We start from the raw sequence: 17,030 nt of genomic DNA on the forward strand, positions 1-17,030 counted from the left end.
ACGAACGATCATGATTTCTTTGCCTACTTTAGTGTAACAGAATAATCTCCTTAGAATAGTCAAAATTAAAATAGACAGTACATTGACTTAATTACCAAAATATACTATTATAATTTTAGACAATACACTGTCTAAAATGGAGGGTGAATATGGATATTTATAAAGAGCTTTTCTTAATGCAGCAAACTTACGCTACCTTATTTTCTCTGGCAAATAAAATTCAAGTAAAAGGTGATAAATCTCTTGAACTTTTAACATCAAGACAGCATATGGCTATGGTGGCAATTGCTCATTTACCTGAAGATGAAACAACGTTGAATAATATTGCTAGAAAATTAGGAACTACAAAACAAAGCGTCAAACAGTTAATTACCATTATGGAAAAGAAGGGTTATGTTGACGTAGTTCCTAGCAGTAAAGATAAGCGTGCAGTTAACGTAAAAATTACAAAAGCGGGAAAAGAAGCACTGCTTGTTGTCTCAGAAAAAGGAATTTTCTTTTTGGAAGAACTTTTTAAAAAGTTCTCAACTGAAGAGTTGGAAATAATGTGGAAGCTTTTGAAGAAACTCTATAGCTTCGATGGGGAAGAACATGATGGATTTGAAGAAGAAGGCAACATCAAAATGGATGATGATCACGATGAATTACAGTTGAGAGTAATAGGAGAACTTGAAAGTCGAAGAGTTCAAGCAATTGATAATATGAGAAAGAATATAAAAAAAACTCGATAGGCTAATCTAACTTAAAGCATATCGATTAATCCTTTTAAAATTTTAAAAATAAAGGATAAGGGAGAGCAATCATTATGTTTGAAATCAGCGATGAAACATTACGATTAATTAATAAAACCTGCAAAGGAAAAAAGCACTTGAAACTAACCGTTGGCTACTTAACGGACAATCAGTCTATTATAAAAGTCTATAATGAAAGCGGTGAAATTGACTCGGCAAAAAGATATCATTATGAAATTGGTTCTATTACGAAAACTTTCACTGTATCGCTGTTATCAAAATACATATTTGAAAACAAGGTGTCGTCAAACGACTCTATACAAAAATACATAAAAGAACTTAAAGAAGATACGTGTTATCCTACATTGCTCCGCCTCGCTACTCACTCTTCTGGATATTCAGGAAGCTTACCTTTAAATAAACGGGAATATTTTAAAATAATTTTAAGTGTGATTTTTGGAGGAAGCGATTTGAATAAAAATAATCCGTTGCACATGGATTTTAACAAAATGAAAATGCTAATTGAAAGAACTAAATTGAAAGAAGTAGATTATTCGTGGAAATATTCTAATTTCGGTATTTCACTTATTGGATATGTGTTAGGAACTGTTTCAGGCAAAGGATATTGGGACACTATGAATGACTTTCTTCATAATGAGCTTAGACTAAAGGATACTTATTTAGGTACTTCAAATAATAATTTACAAGGTTATGACCGCCAAAATAATGATTGCGGCAACTGGCAGTGGGACAAAGAAAACTTTATATCACCGGCGGGGGCAGTATCCTCAACGGCTGAAGATTTACTTGAATACGCAAAAATAAATATGTACGAAGATAAACCATATCTTTCTTCTTGTCATAAAAAACACGGTAATGGAACAAAGAAATTTGATATGGGTCTTGGATGGTTGCTTTTAAAGAGAAATAATAATGTAATGTTGCACGGCGGTGGAACAGGATGCTTCAGCTCATTTTTAGGGATTGATAAAGAAAATAAAGTTGCGTCCGTCGTTTTAGCTAATTATAGACTAGGTAGAAATAATGATGAACATATAGGAATGTCTTTATTAGAAAGCCTGCAAAAGTCAAAAGATATATAAGAATAGTCTACAAAAAAACGAAGAAAATTAGTCTATTACAGTTCACCTTACCTCTTTACTCTCAATTAATTGAGAGATTATCATCAATATACCGACCTTCAAAAAGCATAGATACCGCTTCTTTTTTTGATGAAACCGTGCTATTATCATTAAGGTTTATAAAGAACAGAAAATTTGTGTCTTTACGTACATTCTTTTGGTATAGTGTTAGAAATAAGGAGTGGGTAAGTTGGTTTTTACTGAATTCTTCCAGCAGTTTCCCGTAAAGGTTTTAACGGTAGCGCTGTTGATTATACTTATCGTTTATTTTATTCGCAAATTCATTAAGCTTTTCTTTGATAAAACGAGCTTTTTAGATGAAAAACGAGAAGAAACCTTAATGCATTTTTCTAATCAGGTGACAAGAGTAGTAGGCCTGGCTTTTTTCTTTATTTATGTGCTTAGCCATTTCTTTGACTTCGGAAAGATTCTCACTAGTTCAGTAGTGTTGGCCAGTGCCCTGGCAATAATCCTCCAGCATATTATTCGTGATTATATAATGGGACTGACTTACTTGTTTGAACGCCAGATCCATCACGGAGATTATGTTATTCTCAACGGAAACCGCCAAGGAAAAATAGAAGAAATCACCATGCGCTACTTAAAGATTCGCCAGTATGACGGCTACCTCTATACCGTCTCATATAGCAACATTACGGAACTTCAGAACGGAACCCGAGGAAGACGCCGGGTAAATGAAAGTCTTATTCTCAACTATAGACAAAACCCGGACGATGCTTTTAAAGTAATGGAGCAAGTAGCACAAACATGTAACGAGAAATATGGCCAGTATTTGCTGAAAGATGTGAATGGAATTCCTATAGAAAGTTTTCAATTCAATCAAATTACTGAACTGAACGTAGGTTTTAAAGGTCACCAATATTCATTATCAGGCCTTGTGAAGGAAGCTGATTTTGTAGAAGCGGGTCAAAAGGTGAGATATGAACTCGCAATGGCTGCCTACAAAAATGACCTAATGATGGCTGAAAGCTTCGAGACAAGCCATTAAAAATAAAACTCGTATATTGTTTATATACAAGCTTTTATACTTAAGATAAAAATACCCTTTTAATTTTTAAAAAGGGTGTTTTTATTTTTAAAAATATCTATTAAGTACTTCTCCAGTACAGATTAATTATCTGAAACGGAAAAAATTAATTAGTATATCTAAATTATTCTTCTAGCGACATGGTAAAATTAAACAAAATACTAAAAGAGGTAAAGGGGGAGTAACTATGTCACAAAAAGCTAATTATACAAAAATCAACTCAAAAATGTGGGATGAGTGGGCTTCAGCTGGAGGAGAATGGTCATTAGCTATTAATCATCAAGATTTCGCAGATGCAACTCAAGGTATTTTTGATATTTACTTAACACCTTGTAAGCCTGTTCCACATAACTGGTTTATTCCATTTAAAAAAGCAAAAATATTGGGACTTGCTAGCGGAGGAGGACAGCAATGCCCAGTCTTTGCAGCACAGCATGCGGAAGTTACGGTTTTTGACTACTCTGATAAGCAATTAGAATTAGAAAAAATGGTGGCTACTAGAGAAGGCTATTCCATTGATTTAGTTAAAGGAGATATGAGTAAGACATTCCCCTTTGAAGATGAGACGTTCGATATGATTTTTAATCCTGTATCAAACTGTTATATTCAAGATGTTGAACACGTTTGGCAAGAATGTTTCAGAGTTCTTAAAAAAGGTGGCGTTCTGCTATCTGGCTTTGCAAATCCTGCTCTTTATTTATTTGGAGAAGATGAGAAAGCATTGCAAGTGGTTAATAAATTACCTTATGACGGAACTAAAAACACTGTAGAAAATGATGAAGAACTTATAAAGAATGGCGGTGTACAGTTTAGTCATTCTTTAGAAACTCAAATTGGGGGCCAGCTAAAAGCTGGATTCACTCTACAAGATCTTTATGAAGATCATCACCACAAAGGGAAAATCACTGAATATATGCCTTGTTATATTGCGACTAAATCTATTAAATAATAGTTGGTTATCATATTGAATGAGCTACCTCAACTTTTTCCAATACGGCGTCATAGTAGAATAATGGCTCAAAAATGAGATGCCATGTTCACCGAGAGAAATGGCAGAAAAAGTGGACGAGCTTTTAGAAAAAAACTTATAAGCCTATTTTTGGTTGAACAGATGCTTCAAAAGAATGAAATGGTTTACCTCCTATTTCTAATTACAGTATTTTTTGTTTTAACGTGGAAAAAAAGGGTAAATATTCTAATAATCACCTAAAAATAGGAGGAGATCAAATGAGAAAAGCGAAACAAGCTGTTGTAGCTTCTGCCGTAGGTTTAGCTGTGTTAGCGACGCCATTAGCTCTACCGAATTTAGGAGGTTCTGCAGGCTCCGCAGAAGCTGCAGAAGTTGGAGGAGACGTAACAGTTGATCCCGTAGCCATAGGACAAGCGATTGCAGATGCGGCTAAAACAGCCGACAATCGAAATGGTTTCGTCAAGGGAGCAATGGAAAAAGCATTCTTTGAATCAGGTCAACAATACAATGTAATGGTTATGAATTTGAGCCAAGGGTATAATTCAGATCAATTACAAGGTGTTCAATATTTTGACACCGTAGATTATGATGGTATTACCTATGGTGTCTGGGTATTTGAAGAAGGAACATTTATTAATGAAGGCGATGGAGGTTATGATAACTGGGCTTTCAGAGGATGGTTTGAACGAACAGGAGATGACGAGAAAACAGTCAATTTTCATAGACCTTAATTAAAAATAAAGATAACAAGAGATTCCCATTAGGGAAGAGCATAGGAAGAGCCTTTACCGCCATGGTAAAGGTTTTTCTCATTGAATAAGTTTGCATTTTCAAGTTAATATAGTTTCGCGGATACTACTTAATTAAGTACTTATATTATAAAAAAACAAGGCGTTATTAATAAAGAAGTAAAATATATTTAAGGAGTTTATTTAAACCGTTACAATCTTTTTAATTCTTCTTCCTGCTGACTTATATAAGCATTGCCCCACTTCTCTAAAGATTTTAGTATTGGAACAAAGCTTTCTCCAAGATCTGTTAAATAATATAAAACCCTTTTAGGGTTATCGTTTGTTTCTTCTCTTTCAATCAATCCGTTTTTTTCCATATCCCTAAGCTGCAGTGTAAGGATACGCTGGGTAATACCCGGTATTTCACGGCGCATTGCATTATAATACATGGGTGATTTTGATAACAAAGATAAAATAATACCTTTCCATTTACCACCCATCATATGCATCGTTAACTCAATTGGACAAGCACGCTTTACAGTTAACGTACAAGGACCGTATTGATCACTTTTAAAGTCTGACATTTTTTCACCTCAATGGCTAGTAACAAAATTGTGCCTTCTTGTTACGTCTATTTTTTCTTACTAAACTTATATTATCAAATAAAACAAAAGAAGGTGCATCAATTGGAATTTGTCCAAATTTCTAGACATATTTACAAACTTACTTACAAAACTGTTGTGGGAATTCCTGTCAAAATTAATACATGGTACGTGCTAGATGGTGAGAGTGTTCATATCATTGATACAGGAATGAAAGACTATGCACATACTCAGTTAAATATAGCAAAATCTTTAGGTATCCCCAAAAGTATTTTACTCACACATGGCCATTTAGATCACATTAATGGCGCCAAGTATTTAAGAGATAATTTAAATATTCCTATTTACGCCCACGAAGTTGAAGCGCCTTTTATCAATGGCGAAAAACCATATCCAAATAAGGCAGAAAAAGAAACAACAGGGGTGGAACATCAAGTCGAAAGTCTAAGTAACAACATCATTAAAAAGTTACCTGTAGATGTGTATTTAACACCCGGTCATACACCAGGACATGTGATATACCACCATAAAGATGACAATGTGCTGCTAACTGGAGACTTATTCTTTTCTAACGCTGAATCCTTACATCCGCCGATTCGAAAGTTTACAGTTGATATGGGTGAAAATATTAATAGCGGACGAATTATAGATAAAATTAAACCTTCTATTATTTCTTCATCACATGGCGAAGATGTCAAATACAACTGTGATTTATATCCTATTTATAAATTTATATATGAAGAAGAGGGAGAAAAATGAAAATACAATTATTTCAAACAGAGATTATAGAAGGTGAAGTTAAGCAAAACGAAAACCGCATTGAGTCCTTATTTGAAGAAAAGCTGCATATAGATACTGAGATTGTTGTGATACCTGAAATGTGGAATACAGGTTATGATTTAAAAAATGTAGCAGAAAAAGCAGATATTGATTTAAAGAGAACTTTTCCCTTTATTCAACGTTTAGCAATTAACCATCAAGTGAATATCATTGCAGGTTCAGTTTCAAATAAAAGAAATGAAAATATTTATAATACAGCCTTTGCTGTATCAAAAACGGGTAAGCTGCTCTATCAAAAAGATAAGATACATCTCGTGCCGATGTTGGATGAACATCATTATTTAACAGGGGGAGATGAAGTCCCAGATGTCTTTGAGATTAACAATATCAAAGCCAGTCAAATTATATGCTATGATTTACGTTTTCCAGAAATCACACGCTACCCAACGTCTCAAGGTGCAAAAGTCATATTCTACGTTGCACAATGGACTACCAGAAATATAGACCATTGGAGAACACTATTGAGGGCAAGAGCTATAGAAAATTGTGTTTATGTCATTGCATGTAACAGCGTGGGAAAAGTGAGTAATGAAAATCATGTCGGCAACACTTACGCAGGGCATTCAATGGTCATTGATCCAAATGGAAACATCGTAGAAGAGGGGGGAGATCAAGAAGAGATTATAACAGCGGAAATTCATATACAGAAAGTTACAGAACAACAAACATACATTCCAATATTTGAAAGTCTGAGACCGGATGTTTATAAGCATGCAGAATAGAAATTTGTATATCATCTCAAATTTGGATGTTATCAGACTATCTTATGAAGGTTTACTAAAAAAAGAGGAAATTCCACCTGAAAATACTATATTTTTTAAAATTAACATATGTATAAAAGGTGCACTTCTTATACATTAGTTTCTCATCCACCTACTGAGAAAACGTTGATCAGTCAACAATGTATAAAAAGCTGCATACTCCGGAAAAAGGGCCCTTGGAAGAACTATCCTTCGTCAAGGGTCCTTTTTTATAATGTTTTCTGGAAGAGTGATTGTGTTAACAAATTATGTACGAATTATACATACGCTTTTATAAGGATTTTAATATATAATTAAGGTAAAAAAGAATTATTTTAGGAAGAGGAAAATGTGTGAAACATAGTCGATTGTTGCTTTTATCGCTAATTAGTAGTTTGTTCGTTATTTTAGTGGCCTTGTTCCAGTGGGATCTGGTTGATATTATAACAGAATTTTTAATGTTACCTATTTGGTTATTTGTATATGCTTTCTTTATCATAATGACTATATGGACATTAATTCATCTTTTTAAAAAGAGAAAGTGGCAGCCGTTTGTTATTCAGCTCATTACTATCTCATTATGGTTTTTCTTTCCATTCAATCAAGTCAACTTAGATCTCAACTTTAAAATCGATCAAGATAAGAGAGAAGAGGTTGCAACTAAAATAGAAAATGGTGTTATTAAACCTAATGTATCTGATAGTCCATCACTTATTCAATTACCTAAAAAGTATACTCAATTGTCTAAAGGTGGGGGTGACATCGTAGTAGAAACGAAAGGAAAGGCTAAATCAATTCTTTTCTTTACATACCGTGGGATGCTAGACAATTTTTCGGGATTTGTATATAACCCAAACGATAACAAACCTTCAAAAAGCGATTTTAACGGGGATTTTAAACAAATAAAAAAAGTACATAAAAACTGGTATTATGTATCTTCTTATTAAAAAGAACCTGCTGTTTTGATAGCAGGTCCTTCTTGTTACTTATTTCTTTTTTAACCTTTTAACAACTTTAAAAGCTAGGAATCCTATTAAACCAATAATTATTAAGAATAATAGCAATCCTGTTGGATTAAATGTACTCATAATACCATCCTTATGGTTTCTATAATTTACAATTTACAATGTTATCATATTTAAATGGTTTGCACATTTCTCCTTCAGGACTTTTTACTCCTATAATAGAAGCCCAATTTCATTCTTTCTTCTTTTTTTGGTGACCAGGACTCTTATACTAGTTCAACCTTAGTTTTTATTTTTGGTTTGTAAATATTCTTTTTGAAACATACACATTCTTATAGCGTTATGATAGCTTCCATCAACAAAAAATTCATCCTTTAACTCGCCTTCGATAGAAAAACCAACCTTCTTATAGATATGAATTGCTTTTTCATTTTCCTTGTCTACAATTAAGTAAAGTTTATGCATATTCAATACCGAAAAGGCATAATTCATTGCTAGGTTTGTGGCAACCATTGCGTAGCCATGACCTTGATACGTAGGGTCGATGATAATTTGAAACTCTGCTCTACGATGAATATAATCAATTTCGACTAATTCCACTAGTCCAAGCATATCCCCGTCCTTTTCAAGGATGAAACGACGCTCACCTTGATCGTGAATATGTTTATCATATAAGTCCTGTAGCTCTACAAAAGCTTCATAAGGCTCTTCAAACCAATAAGACATAATGTTTGCATCATTATTGAGTTCATGGACAAATTTTAAATCTTCTCTTTCCAAAGGACGTAACTTAAGTTCCTTATTCATTTCTCAAACCTCCACATTCTAGCATTACTTTAGCACTTTCCGTTTTAAATGTAAAAATTGCTGTAGTTTTAAAAAATAATAAAACATAGTGCGATTATTTACATCTTTATTAAAAGAATCATAGTATATTTAAAAATCTCGCAAGTGAAATTGATTAACTTTAAGGAGGATCTTATGAAAAAAGCAGTTGGTATTATTCTTATTTTACTGTGCTGTATAAATCAAAGGGTTGAGGCAGCTAATCAACCTTCAGCAGCTCCTATAATACATCATGAAATTTATGTTTCTCCTACAGGGGATGACAAAAACCTGGGTACTAAAAGCAAACCTTTTAGAACATTAAGAAAGGCAAGTGAAGTAGCTCAGCCCGGAACTACCGTTTACATCAGAGGCGGTACCTACTATGAACAATTAATTATTAGCCGTTCAGGTACTAAACAAAAGTCTATTATCTTCAGGAACTATAAAAGTGAAAAGCCTCTTATTAGTGGAGAAAAAATAAAAAGCCGTTCTACAGATGGAGGGCTAGTTAGCATAAAAAATAAGAGCTACATAACAATTCAAGGTTTGAATATAGGTCATTCGTCTACTTCTAAGGCACAAAATACACCATGCGGTATTTTAGTAGAAGGAAGTGGAAAGCACCTTCGAATTATTAATAATCATATTTTCGATATTAAGACTGCACATAAAAATGGAAACGCTCATGGAATAGCTTTTTATGGATCCAAAGCGCCGCGTTCGTTAGAAAACATTGAAATATCGCGAAACCTACTTGAAAACTTGACCTTAGGTTTTAGTGAAGCACTAACTCTAAATGGAAATGTTAAAGATTTTATCGTCAATGCCAATACAATTCGAAACGTTGATAATATTGGGATTGACGTAATTGGCTTTGAAAAAGTAGCTCCTATTGAGAAATATGACCGAGCTCGTGAAGGACTCATTAGTGAGAACCATATTTACAACGTCAGCAGTTATTCAAATCCTGCTTACAAACATGAATACTCCGCTGGGGGAATCTACGTAGACGGAGGAAAAGATGTTATTATTGAGCATAACGTTTCAAGTCATAACGATCTAGGAATAGAAATCGCAAGTGAACACTATGGTAAACAAACTAGCAATGTTCAAGTTATACGAAATATGATTTATAAGAATCGTTTTACAGGAATTTCAATTGGAGGCTATGATAAAAAACGTGGAGGGACGATAAATACTCTTATTGAACATAATATTTTATATGGAAATGATATGATGAACATGGATGGTGGCCAATTACTGATGCAATATCATGCAACTCATAACACTATTAACAATAATGTTATGGTTTCAGTAAAATCTAATTTGCTTCTGGCCAATCTTCATTACTCAAATAAATATAATCAACTTAATCATAATGTGTACCTAAATAAAAGTAGAGATAAAGCGAATCGATGGATATGGAAGGGGAAAGAAATAGAAAGTTCTACTATCGTATCACCTAGGCTTTTTTAATGAAAATTTCTTTTTAGAAGATATTCTTTATTTAGTTGCTCGCTAGGATCCTATTTAAGGCCGAAAAATTATTCACTTCACTATCTGCTGATTATACTTTTTATTTCATTGAAACAAAGAGAAAGGTGCGTTCGTTGTAAGTATACCAATGGATTGCAAGAAGATTCATGCTATTTCTCTATATGAGTAGTGTTTATTTAGGTACAACTCAATAGCCTTGACATAAAAACACCCCCATCATTAGAGTTTTTTTATCTAATAATGGGGTGCAGTTCAAGCCGTGGGAAAGGTGTTTTATGCCTTTATTGGTTTTCGTTTTCGCTATCGTTATCTATAACATTATCGTTATTAATATTATCACCATATTTGAAATCAATAATTTTTTTTCTAATTTCTTCTCTAATTTCAGGGTTTTCTTTTAAGAAAATCTTAGCGTTTTCTCGTCCCTGTCCTAAACGCTCCTCATTATATGAAAACCAAGATCCAGACTTTTGAACAATATCTACTTCAGAACCAATGTCTAAGATTTCTCCTTCTTTTGAGATACCTTCTCCATACATAATATCTACTTCAGCAATGCGGAAAGGAGGTGCCATCTTATTTTTGACTACTTTAATTCTTGTTTTATTCCCAACTATGTCATTCCCTAGTTTAAGTTGTTCAGCGCGGCGAACCTCAAGACGAACGGAAGAATAGAATTTTAGTGCTCTTCCACCTGGCGTTGTTTCCGGGTTTCCAAACATAACGCCTACTTTCTCCCTGATTTGGTTGATGAAGATAGCAATGGTTTTAGACTTATTGATTGCTCCAGATAGTTTACGAAGAGCTTGAGACATCAAACGAGCTTGTAAACCTACGTGAGAATCTCCCATTTCTCCTTCAATTTCTTTTTGCGGAACTAATGCTGCTACTGAGTCAACAACAATAATATCTACAGCACCACTTCTAACTAATGCTTCAGCAATTTCAAGTGCCTGTTCACCAGTATCTGGTTGAGATAACAGTAACTCATCAATATCTACACCTAGTTTTCTTGCATAAACTGGATCAAGTGCGTGTTCAGCATCAATAAAGGCAGCTCGACCTCCATTTTTTTGTACTTCTGCAATTGCGTGTAAGGAAACGGTTGTTTTACCTGAACTTTCGGGCCCGTAAACTTCCATAATTCTTCCTTTGGGATAACCATTAATTCCAAGAGCTATATCTAAAGCTAATGAGCCTGAGCTAGATGCCTCAACTTTTGTATGTGTGCCTTCTCCCATTTTAATAATGGATCCTGTACCAAATTGTTTTTCAATTTGTTTTAGAGCCATATCTAGTGCTGCTTTTTTATCATTCATAATTTGAAACCTCCGATTGTTATTACGTTTACAATAAACGCCAAGGTATTTCGATAAAGAATAAGAGTTGGCTCAAATGTTTTTGCTCCGTGCGAGAAAATTTTGTGTTTAACTGTCTTAGTTTGCTCTGGTATTCCTTTATTCATCTCTAACCCCTTAGTGTCGAACAAATGTTCCTGTTGTGTAATCATACAATAAACGCATCTAATTGTAAAGGCGAAAGTTTTTCTGCAAAGTAGCTAAAAGAATATCTTATATTTATAAAAAGTAAGTTTATACTTTAGCATTTACTTATCAAATGATAGAAATTAGGGGAAAGGTAGCTTTTTATATAAGTAGAATCGATTACATCTACATTTTAAAATTTGGATATATATGAATCTATAAATCTGGTTAGACTAATAACGCATTCCTCATATTCCTAGTTACTATAAAACAGATTTTAAGAAGAAATAAAGCAGTCTACACAAATAGACTGCTTTTTGATTAATTATTTACCTGTTTCAGCAAAACGCTGAATACGTTCAGCGATTTCATCACGTACACGCTGGAAGAACGCCCATTTCTCTTCATCTGTTCCTTCAGCTTTTGCAGGATCGTCAAATCCCCAGTGTTCACGTTTCACATGGGGAGGCGTTACTGGGCAGTGATCTGCTGCATGGCCACATAATGTAACGACCAAATCCGCATTATTTAAAATTTCAGGGTCAATGACATCAGATGTTTGGTTTGAGATATCAACACCAGCTTCTTTCATTGCTTTTACAGCATTGGGATTTAATCCATGAGCTTCTAACCCTGCACTGCGTACATCCCATTCATTATTATTTAGATATTTTTTTGCCCATCCTTCAGCCATTTGGCTACGGCAAGAGTTACCTGTACATAAGAAATAAAGTGTTTTTTTAGACATGTGTAAAATCTCCTTTGTGATGTGTTAAGAAATAATTGATAACCAAATATATAAACCAACAAGCGTAATAAACAATGTTGGGATGGTTAAGATAATACCTGTTTTAAAATAGGTTCCCCAAGAAATCTTAACTCCTTTTGTCGAAAGAACGTGGAGCCATAAGAGAGTGGCTAGAGAGCCAATAGGTGTAATTTTTGGTCCTAAGTCCGAACCAATGACATTTGCATAAATCAAGGCTTCTTTAATTGTACCTGTTGCAGAAGTTGCATCAATGGCCAAAGCATCAATCATCACGGTTGGCATGTTGTTCATAATCGATGAAAGTATGGCTGCAATGAATCCCATGCCAATGGTTGCAGCAAATAATCCATGGTCAGCCGTTGCTTGAATGAGGCTTGCTAATACTTCGGTTAGCCCAACAGCACGTAATCCGTAGACAACAACGTACATACCAATGGAAAAGAAAACAATCGCCCAAGGAGCTCCTTGCAATACTTTTTTTGTTTGAACTACCGAGCTTTGTCTTGCTATTCCTAAGAAGAAAATAGCAATAATTCCTGCGATAATAGACACCGGAATGTCAAAGAATTCACCAATAAAGTAACCAACAACTAAAACGATTAAGACAATTCCTGATAACCGGAATGTTTTCTCATCTTTAATAGCCTCAACCGGTTTCTGTAAATCATCCAGATTGTATTTCTTAGGGATATTTTTACGGAAGTATAGATATAAGACGGTAATACTTGCTAATAGTGAAAATAAATCTGGAATGATCATACGTGAAGCAAACTCTGAAAAACGAATACCAAAGAAATCAGCTGATACAATATTCACTAAGTTACTTACCACCAGTGGAAGAGACGTTGTATCGGCAATAAATCCACTTGCGATAATAAATGGAAAGACCATTTTATCTTCAAATTTCAGTGCACGTACCATTGCAAGTACGATAGGTGTTAAAATCAAGGCTGCTCCATCGTTAGCAAACAATGCTGCTACAACTGCACCTAGAAGAGAAACATAGACAAACATTCGAATGCCATTGCCTCCTGCAGTACGCGCCATATGTAAAGCTGCCCACTCGAAAAATCCAATTTCATCTAAAATTAAGGAAATAATAATAACTTCAATAAACGTTAATGTTGCATTCCATACAATTTGAGTTACATCCAGCACGTCATGGAAATCAACCACACCTGCTAAAAGAGCTAATACTGCGCCTCCACATGCTGACCAACCAATAGACAAGTTCTTTGGCTGCCAAATGACAAAAATCAATGTCACTAAGAAGATGAGGGAGGCTACTATAACTGATACCACTTTACAGACCTCCTATTATTAGCAACAATTAATACGTAAACCTTGCTTTTCTAGTTCTTTTAATCGTTCATCTTCGCTTGGTAAAGAATCGAGTATATCAAGGACAAACTGATAATAGCTGTTTTCTTTATTTAAGGAATAGAAGATCCAATGTCCTTTTCGTCTTTCACTTACAAGTTCGATATCTCTTAATTTACGCAAGTGTTGGCTAATAGCCGGTTGACTTGCTTTATAAATTTCAACTAGCTCACAAACACAGCACTCGTTATTTTGGAGCAGCTTCATCATTGACAATCTTGTCTTATCTCCAAGCAACTTCAGTATCTGTACTGCTTTTTCCACTTCTACCTGCGCTTTTACATCCATTATGACTCGCCTCCTTATTTTTAAATATAATTATATAAGTATTTTATTATATACTCAACAAAAATATACATTTTAAACATTAATCAAAAAAAGTTGATTAATTCCTTGATTTATCTAAATTTTCCAGATATGATGAATACATCAAAAAAAATTGATTAATAAGAAATGAGGGTTATAACAGTGAGAGTCAACAACTCTGGAAACTTATCTGTTAAGTACTTTCAATCGTATTTTTATTTAGTTATGAATACTCAAGGTATGAATCATAAGGAAGCAAGAAACCTTATTTTTCAGCGCTTTTTTCATCAAGATCCTATGTTAAGAGGGAAGACTACATACATCAACTTTGAAAAAGCATACAAAAGCTTTGAATTTTAAATCAAAAAAAATTGATTAAGGAGAATGACGGTGGAAAAAGTCAACGAGGTAAAGCAAACATTTAAGCAATATGAAAAAAAATTTAAAGCTCTTGCCGATCAAAAAAGATTAGAAATTATGTATGAGCTTTGTCAGCGAGGGCAGACATGCGTATGTGATTTAACTGAGTTCTTTGGAATGTCTCAATCTAAGCTCTCATATCACTTAAAAATTTTATTAGATGCAAATCTCATTGTTAAAGAAACAAAAGGAACATGGAGCTATTACGATCTAAATGATAAAGAAGTGAATCATATTCTTTCTGAAGAGCTTTGCTGTTTATTTAGAAAAGATACGAGTAAAAGCTGTTGTTAGGAAATATATTTGAAGTCTCAATTGATTATTTGTTAAAAGATACAGTCGTACAAGAAAGCAACACTGAAAAAGGCTATTATGTAAGTAAGGAAATGGCTGAAGGATTTTTAGCCTTTCAAGGGAAAACACACAAATATGTATCTTTGGGAGTTAGTTTGCTCATCCTATCGACCATACCTTATTGGTTGTTCGATCAAAACAAAGAACTTTCTACATTTTTAATTATTCTAATTGCTACTATAGGAGTGGGCGCTCTCGTTTCTGCGGTTTTGTTAGGAGGACATCAATATAAGGTACTTAGTAAAGAACCTCTGTTACTGGATCATCATTATGTAAAAGAATTATCTCTAAAATACGCTCATACTAAAAAGAAGTATGCTGTTGTAATGATTGTAGGTTCTTGTTTATCTATAGAATTTAAACTTAGTCAAAAACCATCGTTTTTGGGGAATGGTTTTTGACAGTTGTTCTTTCTCAGTTAACGCGACTTATGATAAACTAATTTTATCGGAATTTTCATAATAATGGAACTCCCATTGTTCCGTTAAAGGGCCAGTTTAAAGGAATTAAATTAAATTGGAGGGAATAGAAAATGGATGCAAAGACACTTTTGTTACAACAATGGGCAAGCTGCTTAGATGAAGAAGACTGGTTTCCACCACTTGAAAAAGTGCTAGAGGATATTACTCTTGAACAGGCAGTTTGGAAACCAGCTGATGGGACAATGAATTCCATTTGGGAATTAGTTTGTCATTTACTTTTCTATGAAAAGAGACTTCTGATGCGATTTCTTGGTGAAACAGCGAATGAACCACAGGCAGAAGATAATGGATCTACATTTCGATTACCAACTGAGACGGTTCAAAATTGGAAGGAAACAAAGCAAGAATACTTTTATGTTCATCGTGAACTTGAAAAAATACTAGCAAAATCAGAACATGAAGATTTGTATAGACAGATCCCTGGAGAACGATCATTAGTGCTTGAACTGAAGAGTTTAGCAATGCACAACGCATATCATATTGGGCAAATTGTATTCCTAAGTAAAATGCAAGGAGCTTGGGCAGCGAAACGCAGCTTTTAAAAAAGCTTCATTAGCTTTACAGTTATTTCATTATGGAGGGCTTTAATGGAATAAGAACGGGAACATCCAAATCGGACGTTCCCATATTTTATACCTAAAAAATAATTACATCTCAAAAAAGCTATGTCTTTCAACTTTACAAACTCTAAAAGAAAAATTTTTATACCATTCCGTTTTCCCTTTGTTTTGTGCTGCAATATGAGCTGAGTTTTCTTTCCAAGCTTTTATCGACTCCAAAGAATCCCAATATGAAACTGTGATTCCTAAATCTTTATCTCTGGCACTTTCTACTCCTAAAAATCCTTTCTGGTTAGAAGCGAGTTCTACCATTTTATCTGCCATTACTCCATATCCCTTATCTCCTTCAGTTCTCTGCGAAGCAAAAATCACTGCAAAATAAGGTGGTTCAGGGGTTTTTGCGATTCCAACCATATGCATTTCCTCCTTGAAAAGTAAAATCAAATCCAATATAGTAAATTTTAACATAATTCAGATTGTCGGCACTGAAAAAGATCTTCGTTTAAAAGATTCTTTTAACTGCTCATTCAAATGCTTATCCTACCACATCGGTCTAGATTAGTAATATACTGGTTTTACATCTATAAAAAGAAAAGGGGATTAGCAATGAGAAAACAAGTATATATTATCCATGGATATGGAGCCTCACCATCTAATCATTGGTTTCCGTGGCTAAAAGAAAAATTAATAGCAGATAATCATCAAGTTTCGGTTCTTCACATGCCAAATTCGTCCGATCCCAAGAAAGAAGAATGGTTGGAAACATTGGCTAATAAAATAAAGAATTTAGATGACAACACTTATTTTGTAGCACATAGCTTAGGATCTATCACGCTATTGAACTATCTAGAAAAATTAAATCCGTTACCAGGGTTTGGAGGATTTATTCTTGTTTCTGGCTTTTCTGAACGATTATCATCTTTATCTTCACTAGATCCTTTTACAGTTAAAGAAGTGGATTATCAAAAAATAATTTCTGCAACTAACTCACGTGCTGTTATTGCTGCAAAAAACGACTATATTGTTCCTTTTCAATTAAGTCAAAATTTATCAAACCAATTAGATACATCATTTTATCCTGTTGAAAAGGGTGGTCATTTTCTAGAAGATGATGGTTTTATTGCTTTCCCATTGGTTTATGATATTTTAAATAATATGATGAAAACCGTATAAATAATGAG

Annotated in this window: 20 protein-coding genes; 13 read left to right on the top strand and 7 right to left on the bottom strand. The window is 34.0% G+C overall.

The genetic code is table 11. The features are described from left to right. Positions 1-149: 149 nt before the first annotated feature. The 5 genes from BG04_RS20100 to BG04_RS20120 all read left to right on the top strand — a co-directional run bounded on the left by BG04_RS20100 (position 150) and on the right by BG04_RS20120 (position 4,622). Entirely contained in the window at positions 150-731 is a 582-nt protein-coding gene (locus tag BG04_RS20100; protein ID WP_034653019.1) for a MarR family winged helix-turn-helix transcriptional regulator, read from the top strand. A gap of 74 nt (positions 732-805) precedes the next feature. Next, positions 806-1,834 carry a serine hydrolase domain-containing protein gene (locus BG04_RS20105; RefSeq protein ID WP_034653017.1) on the top strand — a complete coding sequence of 343 codons (1,029 nt, stop codon included), beginning with the start codon at positions 806-808 and terminating at the stop codon, positions 1,832-1,834. Between the two features lie 220 nt (positions 1,835-2,054). Then, on the top strand, positions 2,055-2,882 hold the full coding sequence (locus BG04_RS20110) for a mechanosensitive ion channel family protein (RefSeq protein WP_234943179.1): 828 nt from the start codon (positions 2,055-2,057) through the stop codon (positions 2,880-2,882). A gap of 226 nt (positions 2,883-3,108) precedes the next feature. Further along, positions 3,109-3,870 (top strand): class I SAM-dependent methyltransferase, encoded by a 762-nt coding sequence (locus BG04_RS20115; protein WP_034653016.1) that lies wholly within the window; start codon positions 3,109-3,111, stop codon positions 3,868-3,870. A 278-nt stretch (positions 3,871-4,148) separates the two neighbouring features. Further along, positions 4,149-4,622 (top strand): hypothetical protein, encoded by a 474-nt coding sequence (locus BG04_RS20120; RefSeq protein WP_034653014.1) that lies wholly within the window; start codon positions 4,149-4,151, stop codon positions 4,620-4,622. Between the two features lie 209 nt (positions 4,623-4,831). On the opposite strand, the gene BG04_RS20125 is transcribed toward BG04_RS20120, so the two are convergent. Beyond that, complete coding sequence (locus BG04_RS20125; RefSeq protein WP_034653013.1) at positions 4,832-5,206, bottom strand: winged helix-turn-helix transcriptional regulator; 375 nt, start codon at positions 5,204-5,206, stop codon at positions 4,832-4,834. A gap of 102 nt (positions 5,207-5,308) precedes the next feature. Here BG04_RS20125 and BG04_RS20130 point away from each other — a divergent pair, with 102 nt between their 5' ends. The 3 genes from BG04_RS20130 (at position 5,309) to BG04_RS20140 (ending at position 7,751) form a co-directional block, all read left to right on the top strand. Next, entirely contained in the window at positions 5,309-5,983 is a 675-nt protein-coding gene (locus tag BG04_RS20130; RefSeq protein ID WP_034653010.1) for an MBL fold metallo-hydrolase, read from the top strand. Beyond that, positions 5,980-6,786 carry a carbon-nitrogen family hydrolase gene (locus tag BG04_RS20135; RefSeq protein ID WP_013082632.1) on the top strand — a complete coding sequence of 269 codons (807 nt, stop codon included), beginning with the start codon at positions 5,980-5,982 and terminating at the stop codon, positions 6,784-6,786. Before BG04_RS20130 ends, BG04_RS20135 begins: the two co-directional genes overlap by 4 nt. Positions 6,787-7,157: 371 nt before the next feature. Continuing rightward, positions 7,158-7,751 carry a hypothetical protein gene (locus tag BG04_RS20140; protein WP_034653007.1) on the top strand — a complete coding sequence of 198 codons (594 nt, stop codon included), beginning with the start codon at positions 7,158-7,160 and terminating at the stop codon, positions 7,749-7,751. A gap of 300 nt (positions 7,752-8,051) precedes the next feature. Here BG04_RS20140 and speG read toward each other — a convergent pair whose 3' ends face one another. Beyond that, on the bottom strand, positions 8,052-8,576 hold the full coding sequence (gene speG, locus BG04_RS20145) for a spermidine N1-acetyltransferase (protein WP_013056444.1): 525 nt from the start codon (positions 8,574-8,576) through the stop codon (positions 8,052-8,054). A gap of 174 nt (positions 8,577-8,750) precedes the next feature. On the opposite strand from speG, the gene BG04_RS20150 reads away from it, so the two are divergent. Beyond that, the gene (locus BG04_RS20150) at positions 8,751-10,073 is read left to right on the top strand and encodes a right-handed parallel beta-helix repeat-containing protein (RefSeq protein WP_034653005.1); all 1,323 of its coding nucleotides are present in this window, start codon (positions 8,751-8,753) and stop codon (positions 10,071-10,073) included. Positions 10,074-10,375: 302 nt separating this feature from the next. Here the strand turns inward: BG04_RS20150 and recA are convergent, their stop codons facing one another. From recA to BG04_RS20170, 4 genes are all read right to left on the bottom strand, one after another. Continuing rightward, complete coding sequence (gene recA, locus BG04_RS20155) at positions 10,376-11,413, bottom strand: recombinase RecA (protein ID WP_034653003.1); 1,038 nt, start codon at positions 11,411-11,413, stop codon at positions 10,376-10,378. A 490-nt stretch (positions 11,414-11,903) separates the two neighbouring features. Further along, a complete protein-coding gene (gene arsC, locus BG04_RS20160) occupies positions 11,904-12,326 on the bottom strand; it encodes an arsenate reductase (thioredoxin) (protein WP_013082636.1) in 423 nt (140 codons plus the stop codon). A 24-nt stretch (positions 12,327-12,350) separates the two neighbouring features. Further along, positions 12,351-13,649 (bottom strand): arsenical efflux pump membrane protein ArsB, encoded by a 1,299-nt coding sequence (locus BG04_RS20165; protein WP_034653001.1) that lies wholly within the window; start codon positions 13,647-13,649, stop codon positions 12,351-12,353. A gap of 18 nt (positions 13,650-13,667) precedes the next feature. Next, positions 13,668-14,015, bottom strand: a complete 348-nt coding sequence (locus BG04_RS20170; RefSeq protein WP_080743177.1) for an ArsR/SmtB family transcription factor — start codon at positions 14,013-14,015, stop codon at positions 13,668-13,670. 408 nt (positions 14,016-14,423) lie between these two features. On the opposite strand from BG04_RS20170, the gene BG04_RS20180 reads away from it, so the two are divergent. The 3 genes from BG04_RS20180 to BG04_RS20190 all read left to right on the top strand — a co-directional run bounded on the left by BG04_RS20180 (position 14,424) and on the right by BG04_RS20190 (position 15,831). Next, entirely contained in the window at positions 14,424-14,747 is a 324-nt protein-coding gene (locus tag BG04_RS20180; RefSeq protein WP_080743178.1) for an ArsR/SmtB family transcription factor, read from the top strand. Beyond that, positions 14,741-15,208: a hypothetical protein gene (locus tag BG04_RS20185; protein ID WP_051975618.1), complete on the top strand. Its 468-nt coding sequence runs from the start codon at positions 14,741-14,743 to the stop codon at positions 15,206-15,208. Before BG04_RS20180 ends, BG04_RS20185 begins: the two co-directional genes overlap by 7 nt. 131 nt (positions 15,209-15,339) lie before the next feature. Further along, positions 15,340-15,831, top strand: coding sequence for a DinB family protein (locus tag BG04_RS20190; protein WP_034652993.1), 492 nt, complete (start codon positions 15,340-15,342; stop codon positions 15,829-15,831). A 105-nt stretch (positions 15,832-15,936) separates the two neighbouring features. On the opposite strand, the gene BG04_RS20195 is transcribed toward BG04_RS20190, so the two are convergent. Continuing rightward, positions 15,937-16,263 (bottom strand): antibiotic biosynthesis monooxygenase family protein, encoded by a 327-nt coding sequence (locus BG04_RS20195; protein WP_034652991.1) that lies wholly within the window; start codon positions 16,261-16,263, stop codon positions 15,937-15,939. A gap of 192 nt (positions 16,264-16,455) precedes the next feature. On the opposite strand from BG04_RS20195, the gene BG04_RS20200 reads away from it, so the two are divergent. Further along, the gene (locus tag BG04_RS20200; protein WP_034652989.1) at positions 16,456-17,022 is read left to right on the top strand and encodes an RBBP9/YdeN family alpha/beta hydrolase; all 567 of its coding nucleotides are present in this window, start codon (positions 16,456-16,458) and stop codon (positions 17,020-17,022) included. The last annotated feature ends 8 nt before the right edge of the window (positions 17,023-17,030 follow it).

It is taken from the genome of Priestia megaterium NBRC 15308 = ATCC 14581, assembly GCF_000832985.1.
GTDB classification, from domain to species: Bacteria; Bacillota; Bacilli; order Bacillales; family Bacillaceae_H; genus Priestia; species Priestia megaterium.

Bases quoted from the DNA above. Each gene is read 5' to 3' on its own strand.
- BG04_RS20100 (WP_034653019.1), top strand. From the start codon at position 150: ATGGATATTTATAAAGAGCTTTTCTTAATGCAGCAAACTTACGCTACC.
- BG04_RS20105 (WP_034653017.1), top strand. From the start codon at position 806: ATGTTTGAAATCAGCGATGAAACATTACGATTAATTAATAAAACCTGC.
- BG04_RS20115 (WP_034653016.1), top strand. From the start codon at position 3,109: ATGTCACAAAAAGCTAATTATACAAAAATCAACTCAAAAATGTGGGAT.
- BG04_RS20120 (WP_034653014.1), top strand. From the start codon at position 4,149: ATGAGAAAAGCGAAACAAGCTGTTGTAGCTTCTGCCGTAGGTTTAGCT.
- BG04_RS20125 (WP_034653013.1), bottom strand. From the start codon at position 5,206: ATGTCAGACTTTAAAAGTGATCAATACGGTCCTTGTACGTTAACTGTA.
- BG04_RS20135 (WP_013082632.1), top strand. From the start codon at position 5,980: ATGAAAATACAATTATTTCAAACAGAGATTATAGAAGGTGAAGTTAAG.
- speG (WP_013056444.1), bottom strand. From the start codon at position 8,576: ATGAATAAGGAACTTAAGTTACGTCCTTTGGAAAGAGAAGATTTAAAA.
- BG04_RS20150 (WP_034653005.1), top strand. From the start codon at position 8,751: ATGAAAAAAGCAGTTGGTATTATTCTTATTTTACTGTGCTGTATAAAT.
- recA (WP_034653003.1), bottom strand. From the start codon at position 11,413: ATGAATGATAAAAAAGCAGCACTAGATATGGCTCTAAAACAAATTGAA.
- arsC (WP_013082636.1), bottom strand. From the start codon at position 12,326: ATGTCTAAAAAAACACTTTATTTCTTATGTACAGGTAACTCTTGCCGT.
- BG04_RS20170 (WP_080743177.1), bottom strand. From the start codon at position 14,015: ATGGATGTAAAAGCGCAGGTAGAAGTGGAAAAAGCAGTACAGATACTG.
- BG04_RS20190 (WP_034652993.1), top strand. From the start codon at position 15,340: ATGGATGCAAAGACACTTTTGTTACAACAATGGGCAAGCTGCTTAGAT.
- BG04_RS20195 (WP_034652991.1), bottom strand. From the start codon at position 16,263: ATGGTTGGAATCGCAAAAACCCCTGAACCACCTTATTTTGCAGTGATT.
- BG04_RS20200 (WP_034652989.1), top strand. From the start codon at position 16,456: ATGAGAAAACAAGTATATATTATCCATGGATATGGAGCCTCACCATCT.